The 17242-nt window shown below is 62.4% G+C and carries 19 protein-coding genes; 6 read left to right on the top strand and 13 right to left on the bottom strand.

The window, feature by feature from the left end; genetic code table 11:
• The first annotated feature begins 119 nt into the window (after window positions 1-119).
• Window positions 120-419, top strand: a complete 300-nt coding sequence (locus tag SU48_RS08295; protein ID WP_064014846.1) for a hypothetical protein — start codon at window positions 120-122, stop codon at window positions 417-419.
• A gap of 89 nt (window positions 420-508) precedes the next feature.
• On the opposite strand, the gene SU48_RS08300 is transcribed toward SU48_RS08295, so the two are convergent.
• The 3 genes from SU48_RS08300 to SU48_RS08310 all read right to left on the bottom strand — a co-directional run bounded on the left by SU48_RS08300 (window position 509) and on the right by SU48_RS08310 (window position 3031).
• Window positions 509-799, bottom strand: a complete 291-nt coding sequence (locus SU48_RS08300) for a YiaA/YiaB family inner membrane protein (RefSeq protein ID WP_064015942.1) — start codon at window positions 797-799, stop codon at window positions 509-511.
• Between the two features lie 240 nt (window positions 800-1039).
• Window positions 1040-2365 (bottom strand): 3-phosphoshikimate 1-carboxyvinyltransferase, encoded by a 1326-nt coding sequence (aroA, locus tag SU48_RS08305; RefSeq protein ID WP_064014847.1) that lies wholly within the window; start codon window positions 2363-2365, stop codon window positions 1040-1042.
• A gap of 63 nt (window positions 2366-2428) precedes the next feature.
• Window positions 2429-3031, bottom strand: coding sequence for a DUF1572 family protein (locus SU48_RS08310; RefSeq protein ID WP_082869723.1), 603 nt, complete (start codon window positions 3029-3031; stop codon window positions 2429-2431).
• A gap of 89 nt (window positions 3032-3120) precedes the next feature.
• Between SU48_RS08310 and SU48_RS08315 the strand changes: the two genes are divergently transcribed.
• Complete coding sequence (locus SU48_RS08315) at window positions 3121-3552, top strand: hypothetical protein (RefSeq protein ID WP_064014849.1); 432 nt, start codon at window positions 3121-3123, stop codon at window positions 3550-3552.
• Window positions 3553-3570: 18 nt separating this feature from the next.
• Here the strand turns inward: SU48_RS08315 and SU48_RS08320 are convergent, their stop codons facing one another.
• On the bottom strand, window positions 3571-3912 hold the full coding sequence (locus SU48_RS08320) for a hypothetical protein (RefSeq protein WP_064014850.1): 342 nt from the start codon (window positions 3910-3912) through the stop codon (window positions 3571-3573).
• 506 nt (window positions 3913-4418) lie between these two features.
• Between SU48_RS08320 and SU48_RS08325 the strand changes: the two genes are divergently transcribed.
• Window positions 4419-5306 carry a bacteriorhodopsin-like gene (locus tag SU48_RS08325; RefSeq protein WP_231881570.1) on the top strand — a complete coding sequence of 296 codons (888 nt, stop codon included), beginning with the start codon at window positions 4419-4421 and terminating at the stop codon, window positions 5304-5306.
• 91 nt (window positions 5307-5397) lie between these two features.
• Here SU48_RS08325 and SU48_RS08330 read toward each other — a convergent pair whose 3' ends face one another.
• Both SU48_RS08330 and SU48_RS08335 read right to left on the bottom strand, forming a co-directional pair.
• Window positions 5398-5946, bottom strand: a complete 549-nt coding sequence (locus SU48_RS08330; RefSeq protein ID WP_064014851.1) for a hypothetical protein — start codon at window positions 5944-5946, stop codon at window positions 5398-5400.
• A 157-nt stretch (window positions 5947-6103) separates the two neighbouring features.
• On the bottom strand, window positions 6104-6451 hold the full coding sequence (locus SU48_RS08335; RefSeq protein ID WP_064014852.1) for a hypothetical protein: 348 nt from the start codon (window positions 6449-6451) through the stop codon (window positions 6104-6106).
• A gap of 96 nt (window positions 6452-6547) precedes the next feature.
• Between SU48_RS08335 and SU48_RS08340 the strand changes: the two genes are divergently transcribed.
• On the top strand, window positions 6548-7765 hold the full coding sequence (locus SU48_RS08340) for a saccharopine dehydrogenase family protein (protein ID WP_064014853.1): 1218 nt from the start codon (window positions 6548-6550) through the stop codon (window positions 7763-7765).
• 164 nt (window positions 7766-7929) lie between these two features.
• Here SU48_RS08340 and SU48_RS08345 read toward each other — a convergent pair whose 3' ends face one another.
• The 5 genes from SU48_RS08345 to SU48_RS08365 form a co-directional block, all read right to left on the bottom strand.
• Window positions 7930-9624: a putative ABC transporter permease subunit gene (locus SU48_RS08345; protein ID WP_064014854.1), complete on the bottom strand. Its 1695-nt coding sequence runs from the start codon at window positions 9622-9624 to the stop codon at window positions 7930-7932.
• Complete coding sequence (locus SU48_RS08350; protein WP_064014855.1) at window positions 9621-10394, bottom strand: ABC transporter ATP-binding protein; 774 nt, start codon at window positions 10392-10394, stop codon at window positions 9621-9623. The genes SU48_RS08345 and SU48_RS08350 overlap by 4 nt, the downstream gene beginning before the upstream one ends.
• 107 nt (window positions 10395-10501) lie before the next feature.
• Complete coding sequence (locus SU48_RS08355; protein ID WP_064014856.1) at window positions 10502-11083, bottom strand: DUF402 domain-containing protein; 582 nt, start codon at window positions 11081-11083, stop codon at window positions 10502-10504.
• 103 nt (window positions 11084-11186) lie between these two features.
• The gene (locus SU48_RS08360; RefSeq protein WP_064014857.1) at window positions 11187-13733 is read right to left on the bottom strand and encodes a U32 family peptidase; all 2547 of its coding nucleotides are present in this window, start codon (window positions 13731-13733) and stop codon (window positions 11187-11189) included.
• A 199-nt stretch (window positions 13734-13932) separates the two neighbouring features.
• Window positions 13933-14205, bottom strand: coding sequence for a rhodanese-like domain-containing protein (locus SU48_RS08365; RefSeq protein WP_064014858.1), 273 nt, complete (start codon window positions 14203-14205; stop codon window positions 13933-13935).
• A 70-nt stretch (window positions 14206-14275) separates the two neighbouring features.
• Here SU48_RS08365 and SU48_RS08370 point away from each other — a divergent pair, with 70 nt between their 5' ends.
• Both SU48_RS08370 and SU48_RS08375 read left to right on the top strand, forming a co-directional pair.
• Window positions 14276-14605: a rhodanese-like domain-containing protein gene (locus SU48_RS08370; RefSeq protein WP_064014859.1), complete on the top strand. Its 330-nt coding sequence runs from the start codon at window positions 14276-14278 to the stop codon at window positions 14603-14605.
• Window positions 14605-14967, top strand: coding sequence for a metal-sulfur cluster assembly factor (locus SU48_RS08375; protein ID WP_064014860.1), 363 nt, complete (start codon window positions 14605-14607; stop codon window positions 14965-14967). Before SU48_RS08370 ends, SU48_RS08375 begins: the two co-directional genes overlap by 1 nt.
• A gap of 180 nt (window positions 14968-15147) precedes the next feature.
• Here SU48_RS08375 and SU48_RS08380 read toward each other — a convergent pair whose 3' ends face one another.
• Window positions 15148-15975 (bottom strand): EamA family transporter, encoded by an 828-nt coding sequence (locus SU48_RS08380; protein WP_064014861.1) that lies wholly within the window; start codon window positions 15973-15975, stop codon window positions 15148-15150.
• A gap of 124 nt (window positions 15976-16099) precedes the next feature.
• Window positions 16100-17191: a glutamate 5-kinase gene (gene proB / locus SU48_RS08385; RefSeq protein WP_064014862.1), complete on the bottom strand. Its 1092-nt coding sequence runs from the start codon at window positions 17189-17191 to the stop codon at window positions 16100-16102.
• Window positions 17192-17242 lie beyond the last annotated feature (51 nt).

The raw sequence follows: 17242 nt of genomic DNA on the forward strand, positions 1-17242 counted from the left end.
TGCAGCATACCGACTCTCTTCACAGTTCGCGCCCTCTAGCCTGACTGGGCCTTCACGCATGAAGAGGCCCGTAAGCTGCACTCACGCTGCCCCGCAAGGAGCGCGCGCACACTGAACCTATGACTGACAACTCTAACCGCTACGGCAACGAACCTCTCGGCAAGAGTGTGGAAGAAATCGAGCAGGACGCGGGCAACCGGGTCAACTCGGCGGTAGAAGGCGAGGAGCGGCGCGACAACGACGAAACGTTTGTTCCGGCCATCGCCAACGGCAACGCCAGCAGCGTTCCGGGAATCGTTGGGGGTACGGCGGGCGGCGTTCCGGCCATCTTGCACACCAATCTGCTTGCGGGAGTAGACGGCAACGACAGCACCCACGACGGGCGAACCCGCGAGAACCGCGACAGCAGCGAAGAATAACGGCTACCAGCTCAAACGTGAAAGTGGGACAAGGCGTCATGGCCCTGTCCCACTGCTTTTGCTGCCCTAACTATTTTGCTGCCCAGACTTTATTCGCCGTATTTGCTCAATACCTGTTCGGTGCGGGCGCTCTTGACGCGGTTCACCAGCCGTTCGTGTTCGTGGCGGTCACGCAGGCTCTTGCTCAGCGTCAGCGTGCTGGCCGTCAGGAACATCGTGCCCATGTACAAGTAGCCTTTGATCCACCAATCTACGGGCAGGTAATACACGCCCACGAGCATCATGAAGAAGCTGAGGCCGAACGCGATCCAGATAAAGCTCATCCATGCGGACGAATCGCCTTGAAGGTCAGGGGTGCTGTACAGATTGGGCTGAGTCACGGGCAAAACCTCCTGTAGTGTGAAAGCAGTGGCGCTAGGCTTTCACGGCTTGGCATTGGCGCTGGGCCGATTCAAACGGTTCTATTTGCACCGGGTTGAATCTTGAACTCAGCATAAATAGTTTTACTGACTGCGCCTCAGTTCTGGAACGCGGTGTAAAAATTGGGCGGAGTTGGAAGACAACCCCCCCCGTTGCTCACATAACACCCCCCTTAAAGCTGGGGACGAATGCTCGCTCCCTCAGTGCGCGTCAGTCGGCAAATATTCGAACTTTGCCCCAAGCGCCTCTAGATGCCTGAAAAACTGCGGATAGCTTTTGCGGATGTGGTGTGCGCCCGTGATCCGAATGGGAGCCTCGGCCCTCAGCCCCAGCAGGGTGAGTAGCATGATCATGCGGTGGTCGCCGTGCCCGTTGACAGTTACGCCGCCCGCGACTCGCTCAGTTCCCGTGATGGTCAGGCTGTCCTCTGTTTCCGAAGTGCTCAGGCCCAAGCGTTCCAGTTCGGCCCGCGTGTCGCTGATGCGGTCACACTCCTTGAGGCGCAGGGTATACACGTTTTCCCAAGTGGTGGTGCCGGATGCAGCGGCAGCGGCAGCACTCAGCGCCTGTACAGCGTCGGTAAAGCCGTCTCCGTCGCGGGTCACGGCAGTCAGGGGCAGGCCGCCGCGCACGGTCAGGGTGTCTCCCTCACGGGTAATATCGGCCCCCATCTGGCGCAGTACGTCTACGGCCTCGCGCTCACCCTGAAGGTCATGCTCGCGCAGATTGCTGAGGCGCAGCACGCCGGGGCGGGTGGCCGCCGCCGCCAAGAGTGCAGCGCTGCCGGGGTAGTCGCCGGGCACCAACACGCGGCCTGCGCGGTAACGTTGCCCACCGGGAATAGAAATCCGGCTGAGGGCATCGCTGGCACTGGCCTGCACTCCAAACGCCGCCAACGTATCCAGCGTCTGGCGCAGTGGCGCGTGGCTTTTGATGTCTCCAGTCAGGCGCAGGTCTAGGCCGCCGGGCAGCAGCGGGGCCAAAAACATCAGGGCGCTGGCGTACTGGCTGGAGCGTTCGGCACTCACTTCCACTGGGCCGCCGCGCACTGGCCCGGAGAGAGAAATGGGTAGTTTTCCAGCGTCGCTGCTGACCCGTGCGCCCAGCCGCTCTAGGGCGTCCAGCAAATCTCCTTGGGGCCGCTTGCCCAACGAATTTGGGTAATCGGTGACAAAGGTCGTGCCCGTGGTCAGCGCCGCCACGCCCATCAGGAAGCGGGCCACTGCCCCCGCATTGCCCGGATTGAGGGTTACGCCCGCCGCCGGATGTGCGCCGAATCCCCGGATCACGGCGTCGTCGCCCACCAATTCCACGCCCGCGCCCCAATCGGCAAGGCAACGCAGCATGGCCCCGGCGTCCTCACTGGTGGCGACGCCCACCACGCGGGTTTCTCCCTCGGCCAACGCCGCCGCCAGCAGGTAGCGGGTGGTGTAGTTTTTGCTGGGTTGTGCCCGCAGTTCGCCCCGCAATTCGGCGGCGGGGTACACCATCACATCAAACCGTTCGGGCAGGCCATCGGCACTCATGGCGTGCAGTATCGCGCGGCGGGCCGGAACAGACAGGCGGGCGGGTCAGACAGGGCTGGAGCGTCAGCCGTTGCGCTCCTGTGTTTGCCGCTCCGGTGTTTGCCGCTCCTGCATTTGTGCATTAAACGCCGCCGACTCTCCACGCGCGATGCTGAGGGTCTGCCACTCCGCACCACGCAACGTTTTGACCAGAAAAATGAGTTGATACACATGCCCGCTGTAGTGCGCCACCTGCCGCTGAATGGCTTCCAGCACGGTATGCACCTCGCTCCGGATGGTCAGCGGGCGGGTCAGGTCGGCGGGCGTGAGGTGATCTAGAGCAGAGAAAAACACAGCCCAACCCGCTTCCCACTCGGCCAGCACTTCAGACAGATTCGCTAGGCGCGGCTCAAATTCGGCGTCGCGGTTGCGTGTCCCTGTTTCACCTTCCGCCGCCGTATAACCGTGGCTCAGGCCACCCCAGCGGGAACGCATATTTCCGGCCAGATGCTGCACCACTACCCCGGCACTGTTGCCTTCTGCCGACAACGCCGTGCCGATTTCCGTCTCCCGCAGTTGGGCCAGCGCACCGTCTCCGAGCGCCTTCACGCTACGCATTCGTGCCCGTACATCCGACAGGTACAACGCTGCGACACCTACAGAGTCAGTATCAACGGAGTCAGTCATAGGGAAAGGCTAACGCAGGCCAAAGCAATTGCCCAAGCTCCGCCAAAACGCCGATTCCCCTCCTACATGGCGGGCCGTACAGTAAGCACATGACCCCTTTTGCGCCCGGCCAGCGCTGGACTTACCGCACCCGCCCCGGCGAGGACACGTCTACAGCCCTGATTCTGAAACGCGAGGAATTGCCCGGCGGCCCCGTGCTACACGTTCAATTGGACGGCCTGCGCCTCCATAACCCACTGACGCCCAGCGGCCTGCAAACCGAGTTGGGCCACCTGCCCCTTACCGAAGCGGCGGCCCAAGCGTGCCTGACCGAATTGATAGACGCACACGCGGCAATCCCCACCGACCAGAGCGGCTACCAGCAGTGGCGAAGCGCCTTCGATGCCGGAGAAGCGGGCGTGTTTACTCTACCGCTGGCCGAAATCGTGGGGGTGCTGGAAGGGGCGATCAGCGCCAATGCCGAGGCCATGAAAACGCACTCCGACACTGCTGGCCTGTTTGAAAAGCGCAACCTGAAATAGTGCGGGGCGTGTGCGGTTTTAATACGTCGTGGCCGTCACTTGCGCCTGCCCCAGCGTCACGTCGACTTCAAAGCCGTTGGGCAGGCGCGTGACCGTACAGGTGCTGACTTTGGCCTCTGCCACACCGCCCCGGTACGCGCCCCGGCAGTCTTCACTGCTGCCCGCTTCCAAAAAAGGCTGGGCCGGGTCAGCCTTCCACGCCCGCTGGGCCGCTGTTTGCACGGCGCTTGCATAGGCACGGGCCGCCGCCAAATCGGCGCTGCGGTTCTGGCGAGTATTCAGGCCGAGGCCCACCAACACCGCCAGAGCAAGGGGCAACATCAGCCAACGCGGCGGCAATTTCAGGCGGGAAGAACGCATCTCTGTACAGCTTAATAGACGAACGAGGCAAAGGCTAAAAGCTGGAAGCTCGTCAACTTTCAGTAGTCAAATGTCCCTAAACATCAGTGAGTCAATCCCAGAAGCGACATTACGATGGGAATTTCACACTGCTCCTTTTGATGACTGGCGGTTTAAAGAGTGTTGGTTCTGGTCACTAGATCAGACTGTAAGAGATCATCATTAAATTTGATTAAGGGCAGGAGCATGATGAGTTCGGCCAGAAACTCAGTGGTGCTCGAGCGCCCAAACCAACTCAATCGCCGTGTGCGGTTGTGACCTGTCATTTTGTTTAGTTATACGGACTCCGCTCTATTCCGCCACAACCGGGACAGCCCCCTCTGCGGCTTCATATCGCGTAGCCCGTACTTTTTCCCACTCGCTCACTTCGTGCTGTGCCAGTCCGCTCGGATTGAAGCGCACATTATGGCGCTTTGAATCGGAATCCGTATCACCAGCTGTATGCAGCGCTTTCTGGGGGAACAATGATGAAACGTGTGCTGCCATTCCTTGCCGTCCTGTTTGCGGGCGTCGCGCTTGCCCAAACCAATGTTGGCGGGCCAGATACTTCAGGGCCAACCCTCACCGCAGGTCAGTTCAACCTTATCTACAACTTCTTCTCGTTCGCTATTGCCGCAATGGGCGCGTCTGCCATCTTCTTCTTCTTGGCACGTTCCAGCGTGGCTCCCAAATACCGGATCGCCCTCCTGATCAGCGGCGTCGTGGTAACCATCGCTGCCTATCATTACGTGCGAATCTTCAACAGTTTCGAGGCGGCTTACGCGCTGAATGCGGCGGGCGTCTATGCACCGACGAGCGTGCCCTTCAACGATGCCTACCGCTACGTAGACTGGCTGCTCACTGTGCCCCTTTTGCTGGTTGAGGCCGTTGCCGTGCTGGCCCTCGCCCGCAACGTGGCCAACAGCCTGATTCTGCGCTTGGCCGTGGCCGCCACCCTGATGATCGTTCTGGGCTATCCCGGCGAAATTTCCACCAATACGGGCACGCGCTTCTTGTGGGGCACGCTCAGCACCATTCCTTTCCTGTACATCCTGTACATCCTGTGGGTGGAACTCGCCCGCGCCACCGAGCGCCAATCCGCAGAAGTAAAAGTGCTGGTGCGGAACCTGCGGCTGCTGCTGTTGTTGTCGTGGGGCGTGTACCCCATCGCCTACATTCTGCCGATGCTGGGCATCGTGGGTTCAAGCGCCGTGGTGGGCGTGCAAGTCGGCTACACCATCGCCGATGTTCTCGCCAAACCGCTGTTCGGCCTGCTGATTTATGCCATCGCCGTCGCCAAAACTCGTGACGACGGTGGACTGGTCAACGACGTGAATGCCGCTGGCGCTCCGTTGGCGGTCAACGCTTCGGACTGATCTTCGCCCAGTTATTCGCCCAGTCGACAACGAAAGAAGGCCGCATCCACATCGGAGCGGCCTTCTTTTGATTGAGGGTAAAGCGCAGGACTTAGACGAACTGTCCACCGTGACGGGCGGCAGCGGCAGCCACCACATCATGTGGAATGGAATCTTCGATGGCGACGGCGCGGCCACCACTGGACACCGTGCTGCTCATCCGCTCATAGTGATCGTCATCTACGTCGTAGGTGTGGCCCATACCGTTGGTTTCGTCCACGCCTGCCGCGCCGCCCACTGCGCCTACTCCTGCACCCACGCCGGAGCCGAGGGCCGCCATGCCCAGAATGACGGGAATACCTGCCAAACCGCCCGTGGCAATCGTAGCCACGACCCCGGCCACTGCACCCACAGCCGCGCCGACGCCCGTGCCTTTCACTGCACCTGCTCCGGCGTCTTCGGCGCTGCCGTCAACAACATCGGTGTGCGGCGCTACGCCCGTCGTGCTGGCCATGCTGCTGTCGGTCATGGTGCCACCAGACATAGCGCTACGGCGGTTGATGGACGCCGAACCCATTTCGGGACGAATGACGCCCTGTGCTTGCAAGTCCTGAACAAAAGCGTCGGCTTGCGCCACCGTCGGGAACATAAGGTGTTTCATGTCTCATAGTGTGAAACGCTTACGATTCATGCAGATGAGATGAGCGCCAAAGCCGATTTAGGGCAAGCCAAGGTCATCCATACACTCTGGTGGGTTTATCTGACTGTTAGGCTAATTGTTACATATCAGCCCGGCAATCTATCTCACCTGCCGCTTATTACTTTGTCACGCGGTACTGACGCCCGCCCTCCACGTCCAGAATCGCTTCCGGCGCGCCACTCATCACCCTGATCACGCACTTGTCTACGGTGTCGGGCAGCGGCATGTTCAGCAAGTCGGCGCAGGGCTGCTCGTAGGAAATGCTGGGCGAAGGCTTGCTGGCAATGGCTGCCTGCACGGCGCGGGAGCCGTATTCGCGGGCGGCGCGGCCCTGAAAGCTGAAGGTGGCGACGAGCAGGCCGATGGTGGCGACAAATCCACCCAGAATCCAAAGGAAAGTACGGAAAGTGCTTTTGCGCTGGGCATCGGTAATGGTTCGGGCAGGGGGCGGGGTGGGCGGACTCATAGGGGCAGCCTAGCAAGACCGCCTGACCAGAACCCTCACAGTGCCGGGAAGCGGGGAGGCCGACAGCTTACGCAGACAGGTTACACTGGGCCGCGTATGAGCCGAGTCATCATTATTGGAGCGGGCGGCGTGGGCAACGTGGTTGCCAAAAAATGCGCCCAAAACGACAGCGTGTTCACGGAAGTGCTGATTGCCACGCGCACCGTCAGCAAGGCCGACAAGATCGTGGCCGAGATTCACGAGCACATGCCCAACAGCCGAACCAAGTTCAGTACGGCTAGCGTGGATGCCGACAATGTGCCTGCACTGGTGAAACTGTTCAATTCCTTCCGGCCCGAACTGGTCATCAACGTGGCTCTCCCCTATCAGGACTTGACGATCATGGACGCCTGCCTAGAAACGGGCGTGCATTACCTCGATACCGCCAATTACGAGCCGCTGGACGTGGCCAAGTTCGAGTATTCGTGGCAGTGGGCCTACCGCGAGCGCTTCGAGAAAGCAGGCCTGATGGCGCTTCTCGGCTGCGGCTTCGATCCCGGCGCAACCAACGTGTTTACCGCACACCACGCCAAGCACCACTTCAAAGAGATTCATTATCTGGACATCGTGGACTGCAACAACGGCAGTCACGGCAAGCCTTTTGCCACCAATTTCAACCCAGAAATCAATATCCGCGAAATTACGGCCAACGGGCGCTACTGGGAAAATGGCGCGTGGATCGAAACCCAGCCGCTGGAAATCGCACAGGACATCTATTACCCCAAAGTCGCGACCCGCAAGAGCTTCGTGCTGTACCACGAGGAGCTGGAGTCGCTGGTGGTCAACTTTCCCACCATCAAACGCGCCCGCTTTTGGATGACCTTCGGGGAAGCTTACATCAAGCACCTCAGCGTGCTGGAAGCGGTGGGCATGACCTCTATCGAGCCGATTAATTTCCGTGGCCAGCAAGTCGCGCCCATCGAGTTCCTGAAGGCCGTGCTGCCCGCTCCCGAAAGCCTCGCCGCCGACTACAGCGGTAAAACCTGCATCGGTGTGCAGGCTCGCGGCATCGGGCACGACGGCCAAGAGAAGGTGCATTTCGTCTACAACGTCTGTGACCACGCCGAAACCTTTAAGGAAGTGCAGGCACAGGCCATCAGCTACACCACCGGCGTGCCCGCCATGATCGGCGCGATGCTGATGCTTCAGGGCACTTGGAAAAAAGCGGGCGTGTACAACGTGGAAGAATTTGACCCCGATCCCTTCGTGGCCGCCATGAACCAGTGGGGCCTGAAGGTGGAAGAGTTGGCGGGGATTGAACTCGTTCACGACTGAATGAGGGTATGGGCTGTATAGAGTAGACAGGTCAAAAACAGAGGGCGGGGGCGTGTGGGTGCGCTTTCCCGCCCTCTCTTTTTGGCTACTCTTTTGGCTACGAGCTATGGGCCATGAACATCTACTCGACGGGCACGGCGTACTCTTTCCCATGCCCCACACCCCTACTCCAACCGATCCAATCGCACCCAGCCCCAGCGCAGCGCCCCCAGCGTACAGAAGACCGTTGCCACCGCCAGCCCGACTAAGCCCAAGATTCCTTCGGGTGTAGCGAGGGCGCTGTAGCCGGGGAACAGATCAGGTCGCAGAACGCTTCCGGCCACCGGGCGGGCCAGCAGCAGCAGTGCTAGCACGGAATACGCGAGGCTGAGGCCCATGAAGGCCAAACCGCCGGGACTGACCCCGATTTCGGCAGGATTGTCGGCATCGAATTTGGGAGCCGCCGCGCCGAGGCCCACGCCCAACGCCGTGATGACAAAGGCGTTGCTGACGCTGACCAGCCCACTGAGCAGGAACAAGGTGGGGCCAAGATTCATGCTGTGGGCGCTGACCAAGCCCATCACCAAGCCCAAAATCAGCGTGACGGGCAGCACGCCCAAAAACTTGCTGACCACGATTTGGCGCGGGGTGATGGGGCCAGTGCGGAGCAGCCAGTAGGCGCGGCCCTCTACCGACAGGGCCGGAAACGCCAAGCGCACCGCCACCCCCGCGATGATGAAGCCCTGAAAAGCCAATTGCACGTAGCCGAGAATGCCGCGAAACTGTGGAATCGGGATTGGCACCGACTTCACGCTGACGAGGTACACGCCCGCCAGTGCGACAACCACCAACAACTGACTCCACTGGGTCGGGTCGCGCAGGGTAAGACGCAGGTCTTTGTAGGCGAGGCTGCCGCCTATGCCGGAGCGGCCCGCAAAGCGTTCGGCGGCACTGGCACGGCGTGGGCGGGGATCGAGCTGGGGCGTGCTGGAGTCCAGCGCCCGCGCCCACCCCTCCTGATAGGCGCGGGTGGCGAGGGCGGTGGCAGCCAACAACAATGCCCCAGACAACACCGCCAGCGGCAGCAGCGGCCACGCCAACTGGCCCTGCGCCGCTTGCCAAATGCCCTGAGAAGCCCATGCAGGCGGCAAAAAAGGACTGCTGGGGCTGGCGAAGTTCTGCATCAGGGCTTCGAATTGCGCCGGGTCTTGCACCTTTTGCACCAAGACTTCGGGCCGCAGAGCGCGGATAGCGTACACCAGGCCTGCGCTGAACAACACGCCCAGCGCCGTGGACACCTCACGCACGCGACCCACCGGAGCTACCCGCATCAGGCCGACTGCCAAGAGTGCGCCGAGGCCGACTGGGGCGGCAAACGTGAGGACGGCGGCCACCAACATCACCGGGTAGGCCCACAGCGGCGCACCGAAAAACACGCCGATGGTCGCCAGCAGGGGCAGCATCAAGAACAGCGGCACGAGGGCGGTATTCAGGAACGTCTCAAAGACCTTCAGGCCAAAGACCCGGCGTGTGGGAATTGGCTGGGTCAGCAAAAAATTCAGGTCGTCGGAGAGGTAGAGCGTGGAAATGGCGGTGGTGGTGGCCGAAAAAGTGACGCCGCTGCTGAGGGTGATCAGGCCGATTTCCAGCACGCGGGCAAAGACGTTGGTGCCGATGGAGCCGAAGCGGCCTAAGAACTGGAGTGAGCGCCATGTACCGTAGACTTCCGCCGAGATGAGCGCCAGCGCCAGAACGACTAAAAAGGCATACCCCCACTTTGGCCCGTGCCGCAGCGTGTGCCCGAAGGCGGTGGCCTTGAGCGCCAGCAGGCTGGGGGCGCGGGTGGCGGGCTGAGCGGGACGGTAGGGCTGGGTCGTCACCCCATCGCCTCGGCCTTCCTGCTTTCCGCTTCGGCCAATTCTTCCTCCAGCAGCCGGAAGAAAATCCGCTCCAGGCTGTCGCCGTGTACCCCGCCCGCCGCCGTGCCAGTGCGGGCGCGGAGGTCATCCATCGTGCCCTCGCCCAGCACCTTGCCCCGGTCTAGCACCACCAATCGGTCACAAATCGCCTCGGCCAGCGGCAAACTGTGGGTGGTCAGCAGCACCGTGCGGCCCCGATCCGCGTGCGCCCGGAACAACTCGCGCACCTGCCGCGCCGCGTGTGGGTCGAGGCCTACCATCGGTTCGTCTACGATCAGCACGGGTGGGTCGGGAAGCATGGCCGCCACAATCGCCACCTTTTGCCGCATCCCATGTGAGTAGGTTTCGATCAATTCGTTGCCGTAGTCGGTCAGGCGAAACAACTCCAGCCAGCGGTCTATTTCGGGGTCGGCGTTGGGCACACGGTAGAGCTGGCCTACGAAGCGCAGCAACTCGCGGGCGGTCAGCTTGCCGTACAGATAGGGCCGGTCTGGAATGTACCCGAAGGCTTCTTTGGCCTTCACCGGATCGGCCCACACGTCGAATCCCTGCACGCGCACCGTACCCGACGTGGGGCGGGTCAGGCCCACCAGCGCCCGAATGGTGGTGGTTTTGCCCGCGCCGTTGCTGCCCAACAGCCCGAACACGCCGCCCGGTTGCACGCTGAAACTCAGGTTGCTGACCGCTTCATGCCGCCCGTACCGTTTGGTGTACCCGCTGACTTCGATCACGGGTTTACGCTAGCGGGCGGCGTGTCACGGGAAGGTGACAGGCGGGAATGTGGAGTGTAGATCGTGGTTTGGCTGTTCCTACGTTCTACGATCCACGTTTCGCCCGCCTAAGACATCAGTTCAGCCGACTGAGCTTGCCCCACACCTTCCGACTGCATCCACTCCACGCGCACGCCCTGCGCCTCCAGCCAGTCGGCCACATGGTACCGGGCCAGTTTTAAGCCGATCAGGACCGCATCGGCGGCGGCGTGAGCGCGGCGGGCTTCGTTCTCGGAAACAAATCCGGCGGCTTGGGCGGCTTCCAATTCGTCGGCGTCTACCAGTTCGGCGGTCACGCCCTCATGCACGATGATGTCAAGGTAATGGTCTCGCACCTCCCATACAGCGGCGTTGCCCACAGGCCGGGAGATGGTGGCAATGTCTATGTAGTAGTCGTGTTCGCGGGCCTGATGGAAGTCGTAGCGGCACAGTTGCACGTCTAACGTTGGAAGAAGCTGTGCCTGCCAATGCCGAATGCGCGGATGCCGGTCAAAGGCGCGGGCCACGAACAGGCCGTGCGTGTGTTCGCGGTAAGTGTGAACATGGCGCAGGCCTGTATTGGTGCAGTGCGTCATGGCGTCGGTATCGTGCCGCTCGGTCTTGACCGGATGCGCCTCGGCAGGCGAACAGTGTGGCGAGGAAACCGACATACAGCAGCCTACTTGACTGGGATGAACTTAAAAACTAGAGATCTAAATAACTGGGGGGGTATCTAATGGGGGCAACGTAGACAAGTTCACAGGAGGCGAGGGCTCAGAGTACAGGCAAGGCAGGCAGCAACTCGAAGCTGTTGGGCACGAACAAACTGCCCTCGGTGACGCCCTGTGCACCGATGGGAGCTAGGCGCGTCGCCAGCGTGTGGGCCGACTCCGAGCCATTGAGATAAGCGCGGTGGGCCTGAATGACTTCGCTGACTTCGGCGGGCGATTCATGAACGAACTCCAAACGGAAGTCGCGCAGGCCCGCCGCCCGCCAGCCGTCCAGATGCGCGGCAGCCACTTGCGGGCGGCCCTCGAAGACCGTGTTGCGGCAACCCACATCGGCCATTACCGGGTGCGCCACACCGCGCTCGTCTCGCAGGGCCACACGGTGCGTTTCGCAGGGGTGGCCGCAGTTGGTGTAGTCGGTGCCATCGGACAGAAAACGGCAGAACACGCAATGCTCGGTATGAAACACGGGCAAATGCTGGTAGGCGATGACTTCCAGCGCGGCGGCTCCGGCAAGGCCTGCCAGTTCGGTGACTTGGCGGGCGTTCAGGTCGTGGCCGGGTGTGACGCGCTGTAAGCCCAAGTCCAGCAGGGCGCGGGTGGTCAGCACGTTCGCGGCGTTCAGGCTGAAATCACCGATCAGCGCGGGGCGTTGGTCTTCAGGCAACTCGGCCAGCGCGTCCTGCAAGCCTTCCAGCAGGCCGCCGGAACGCACCAACAGGTCGGCCCCCAGCGACAGCAGGAACTTCTGCAAATTCTGTTCGGTGGGCTTGAGGATGCGCGGACTCGCCACCCGAACGGCAATTCCCGCCGCCTTCACGCGCTCCACGCTGGGTTTCAGGCCGTACAGTTCCAGATAATCCAGCGTGATGGAGTCGGGGCGCTCCAAGAGGGCGGCGTCCAGTTGTTCGGGGGTACGGACAAGGACGTGCAGGCGGGATTCAAGGGCGGGAAGTGGGGAGTGGTCAGTGGGGAGTGGGAAGGACGCTGACGTTTGGGCTACGGCTTGAGCTTTTCCTTCTCGGCGGAGCGCCCGGAGTTGATCTGTCGCGTCTCTTCGCAGGGCATTTAACGCTGACATGGGCAGGAATCCCGCACCTTCGAGTTGCACGGTCAGGGCCGACAGGTAAAATGGTGTGCCGCCCAATTTGCCCAACTGTTCTCTCAGACTGGCTTCGTCAAGGGCGCGGTTGCGGGCGGGGGCCAGCGGTTCGGGCAGGGTGGCGGTGACGCTGCGGCCCGCTTCATCGGTGAGGGTGAGAGCTACAGGCTGGCCGACTTGCCCCACGAACTGAGCCGAAATCGGGCGGGTATAGACCGGATCGCTGGCGTCCAGCAGGGGTTTGACGCGGGCCACCAGCGTCGGGTCATGGGTGCGCCACACCGGGTCGCCCACGCGCACGCGGCGGCCATCCACTGCGCCGCGCCCGAAGCGGAGTTCGTAGGTCTGGCCGGGGCGCACCGCACCCAATTCAGCTTCGCTCAGTTGGCGGCCCTGCGCCCACAACCCGTACAGGAATCCGCCTTCTTCGCGGCCTTCGGGGGCACGCCAGTTGGCCGGGTCAAACACCAAGCCGTCGCCGGGCTTCAGCGCCTCCGACAGTTCCACCAGCACGCCGCGTTCGGTCAGGCCGCGCACCACGCCCACCTGCACGCCCCGGTGACGCGGCGCACGCCCCCGCACGACGGTTTGGTGATTGGTTCCGGCCATAAAGTGCGGGGCAAGGCCGCGTGAATACACCTGCTCCAAGTCGCGCTCCTGCTGCGGCGTCACACTCAGGGGCAGGCCTGCCCACGCCTCGTCTACGGCCTGACGGTAGGCGGCGGTGGTCAGGGCCACGAATTCGGCGTCTTTGTAGCGGCCCTCGATTTTCAGGCAGTTCACGCCGATCCGCACCAGTTCCGGCACCTGATGCAGCGCGTACAGGTCGCCGGGAGACAGCAGGTAGCGGGCGTCTCCGAGGTCGCGCTGCACGCCGTCGACCAGCATCTCGTAGGGCAGGCGGCAGGCTTGGGCGCACTGGCCCCGGTTGGCACTGCGCCCGCCCCACGCCTCGCTGGAAAAGCACTGGCCGGAATAGGACACGCACAGTGCGCCGTGAACGAAGGTTTCCAGTTCTATGTCGGTGGCAGCGGCAATTCGTTCTATGTCGCGCAGCGAGAGTTCGCGCCCCAGCACCACCCGGCTGGCCCCGAACCGCGCCGCGTGCCGCACGCCTTCTACACTGGTCACGCTCATCTGGGTGCTGCCGTGAACCGCCAGATCAGGGCAAATCTGGCGGGCCAGCCGTGCCACGCCGTGATCCTGCACGATGATGGCGTCCACGCCACTTTCGGCAAGGTGAATCAATTGCCGCTCGGCGTCGCGCAGTTCCCGGTCAAACACCAGCACGTTGAAGGTCACGAAACCCTGCACGCCCCGTTCGTGCAAATCGCGCATGATGTCGGGCAATTCGGCGGCGTCGAAGCCGACTTTGGCACGGGCATGAAAGCCGGAACCTGTGCCTTCTACCGGGTTGACCCCAAAGAACACGGCGTCGGCCCCCGCCTCGACTGCCGCCCGCAATTGAGGCCAGCCGCCCACCGGACTCATGACCTCCGGCTTGACTCTGGTTCTTTGGCCTACAGTAGATTGGATCAAATTGGGGGGGGCAGGCTCAGACGACATAACGCATTAGTCTAGCGGGCCGGGAGACTGGGGAAGGTGGGGCGGGTTGGGGTTAGAGGGTGGAGAGGACTGTCTAAGGGTCGAGGGCAAGCCCACGTTGCTCGCTTCTCAACGGATGCAACAGCTACTTTTCTACCAACCCCGCCACGCCGCCTGCCACATGTCCCGCGTCCAAGCCATCGGCCCGCAGATACCGGGCGGCTAGGCCAGAGCGCACGCCGCGTTCGCAAATCACCAGCAGCGGCCCCGGCACAGTGGCGAGGCTGTGTTGGCCTTCTTCTATAGCTTCCAGAGTGACGGCCAGCACGGGGTTATTGACATAGTTTCCCAACGGCTGGGTGGCCCGCAGCGCCTCCGAGCGCAGGTCTATCAGCGTAGCTTCGGGCGGGATGGGCATGGACGCAGCATAACGCTGGGGCCTATGCAGCCAGCACAATCCGACTGCTCTGCTCAGGTATCATGGGGCTATGACTGCCGGAACTTTGAACGAAGCGACGCCCGCCGAAGGGCAACAATTGGTGCAGGGCGGCGCGATGCTGGTGGATGTGCGCGAGCAGAACGAATACGACGAAATCCACGCCGAGGGAGCCACGCTGATTCCCCTGAGCGAATTTGAAACCCGCTTTGCAGAGCTGCCCAAAGACCGTCCCTTGGTCATGATCTGCCGCAGTGGAGCGCGGAGTGACCGGGCCGGACAATTCCTGCTTCAGAACGGTTACAGCGACGTGACCAACCTCAAGGGCGGCACGATGGCGTGGGCCAATGACGGCCTGCCCACCGTCAAGGGCGGACAATAATGGACGACTTGACCCCTGCCGCCGCTAATGAAAGTGCCGTCTCTGGCCTTCCCACTGAGGAGCAAGTGCTCGAGGCCTTGAAAGTCGTCAAAGACCCCGAAATCCCCGTGAACGTGGTGGACTTGGGCCTGATCTACGGCGTGGACATTCACGCAGACGGCAATATCGATATCACCATGACCTTGACCAGCGTGGGCTGCCCCGTGCAAGACCTGATCCGTGCCGATGCCGAGATGGCCGTGAGCCGCTTAGATAACGTGAATGCCGTAAACGTGGAATTCGTGTGGACGCCCGCGTGGGGGCCAGACAAAATGACCGAAGACGGCAAACGCCAGATGCGGATGTTCGGATTTAACTTGTAAGGAAGAATTCCGATTGGGAGCTGTGTTTTTGGCTTCCAATCCGGCTGGAAAGAGCAGGAAAGGGCATGTGGAGTGTAGACCGTAGGCTATTACGGTCACACTCCGCGTTTTTTTGGCTCGTGTGGGCAAAGAAACGATTGGAGATCATCGGTCACATTCACGTCCGACCAGCCAAACTCCTTACCCAATCGGCTCTGGCTCGCTGTGGGCGCTGACTCCGGTCAGGCTGATTCCGGCACTCGCGGCGATGACGCAGGCCACCGCCAGCCACTGCACCAACGTCAGGCGTTCGTTCAGGAACAGCAGGCCACTGAGGGCGGCGAACGCTGGCTCGATGCTCATCATTACGCCGAACACGCGGGCGGGGAGGGCGCGGAGGGCGTACATCTCCAGCGTGTAGGGCAGCGCACTCGATAAGATTGCTACGCCGAAGCCGATGAGGAGCGCCGAGGGGTGCAGCAACCCCGCGCCCGCCTGTACCAACCCGAACGGCAGAGACACCAACGCGGCAATGCCCATACCCGCGACTACACCCGTTGCCCCCGGCAGACGCCGCCCCACCGCCCCACCCGCCACGATGTACAGCGCCCAAAAGGCACCTGCCAAAAGCGCCAGCGCAGCGCCTATCGGATCAAGGGCCGCGCTGCCTGCCCCGTGCGGCGCGATCATGACGATGCCCACGGCGGCCAACCCCACCCAAGCGAAATCCAGCGGACGGCGAGACAGGAACAGCGACAGCAGCAGCGGCCCCACGAATTCGAGGGTCACGGCCAACCCCAGCGGCAAGCGCGTGAGAGACAGGTAAAACGCCAAGTTCATCAGGCCGAGGGACAGGCCGTAGGGAAGGATGGCCAACCAATCGGCGCGGCGCAGGGCGCTGAGGCGGGGCCGGAAGATCAATCCCAGAATCAGCGCGGCCAACGTGACCCGCAGCGTGGTCGTGCCCATCGCGCCCAACTGCGGAAACAGCGTTTTGGCAAAAGCCGCGCCGCCCTGAATAGAGAGCATGGACAGGATCAGGGCGGGAATGGGCGGGACACGAGATGAACGCACGGGCAACAGTATGGGGGGAAGGGCGGGGGGATGTCCGGTTCTGCGCTTTTTCCACGATCTACCACCCACGCTTCACGATTTAAATTCTGACTAGATCGTCCCTATGCACCGCTTCTGCGCCGTAGGTGAAGCCCAGCACGCCCTCTATCTCGCGGGACTGGCGGCCCAGAATGCGCGACAGATCGGCAGCGCGGTAACGGGTGAGGCCACGCGCCACCTCGCTGCCATCGGGCGCAAAAAGGCGGATGGTCTGCCCACGCTCGAACGCACCCTCTACGGCCACGATTCCAGCGGGAAGCAGGCTGCCGCCCCGTTCGCGCACTGCCCTCGCCGCGCCCTCATCCAGCAACACGCGGCCCGGCGCGATCTCGGCCAGAATCCAGCGTTTGCGGGCCTCTAGGCGGTTGACGGCAGCCAAAAAGCGCGTGCCCAAGCCTTCGCCGCCTACAATTCGGGGCAGGGCGTCGGGGGCGTCTCCGGGCGCAACCACCACTGGGGTTCCGGCGCGGGTGGCAATTTCGGCGGCCTGAATTTTGGTGTGCATGCCGCCCGTGCCCCGGTGGCTGCCTACGCCCCCGGCCAACGCCCAAATTTCAGGCGTTACGCGCTCCACGACGGGAATCAGGGTGGCTTCGGGGTGGGTACGCGGGTCGGCGGTGTACAGGCCGGGGGCATCGGTCAGGATGACCAGCAGATCGGCTTCGGTCAGATTAGCGACGAAGGCAGACAGGGTGTCGTTGTCGCCCACCTTCAGTTGCCCCGTCGCTACCGTGTCGTTTTCGTTGATGATCGGCAGCACACTCCGCGACAGGCAGGCGTCCAGCGTGGTGCGGGCATTCAAGTAGCGTGTGCGGTCTCGGAAATCGTCGGCGGTGAGCAGCACTTGGGCCACCGGAACGCCGTACAGGTCGGCAATTTGGGCGTAGGTGTGCATCAGGCGGCCTTGCCCTACGGCGGCCAAGAGTTGTTTTTCGGCCAACGTGCGGTCACGGGGCGGGAAATTCAGCGCCTCCCACCCGGCAATAACCGCGCCCGACGTGACCAACACCACTTCATGGCCCGCCGCCCGCACCGCCACCATGCCCCGCATCAGATCCACGATCCGGGGCGCGTGAATCCGGTCTCCCCCAGCGGTGAGAACACTCGTACCCAACTTCAGAACAACGCGCATAGGGGGCCAGCATAGGGGCTGGGGCGGGCGGCAGAGGGAATGACGTTTAGG

It is taken from the genome of Deinococcus puniceus (assembly GCF_001644565.1).
Lineage (GTDB): Bacteria > Deinococcota > Deinococci > Deinococcales > Deinococcaceae > Deinococcus > Deinococcus puniceus.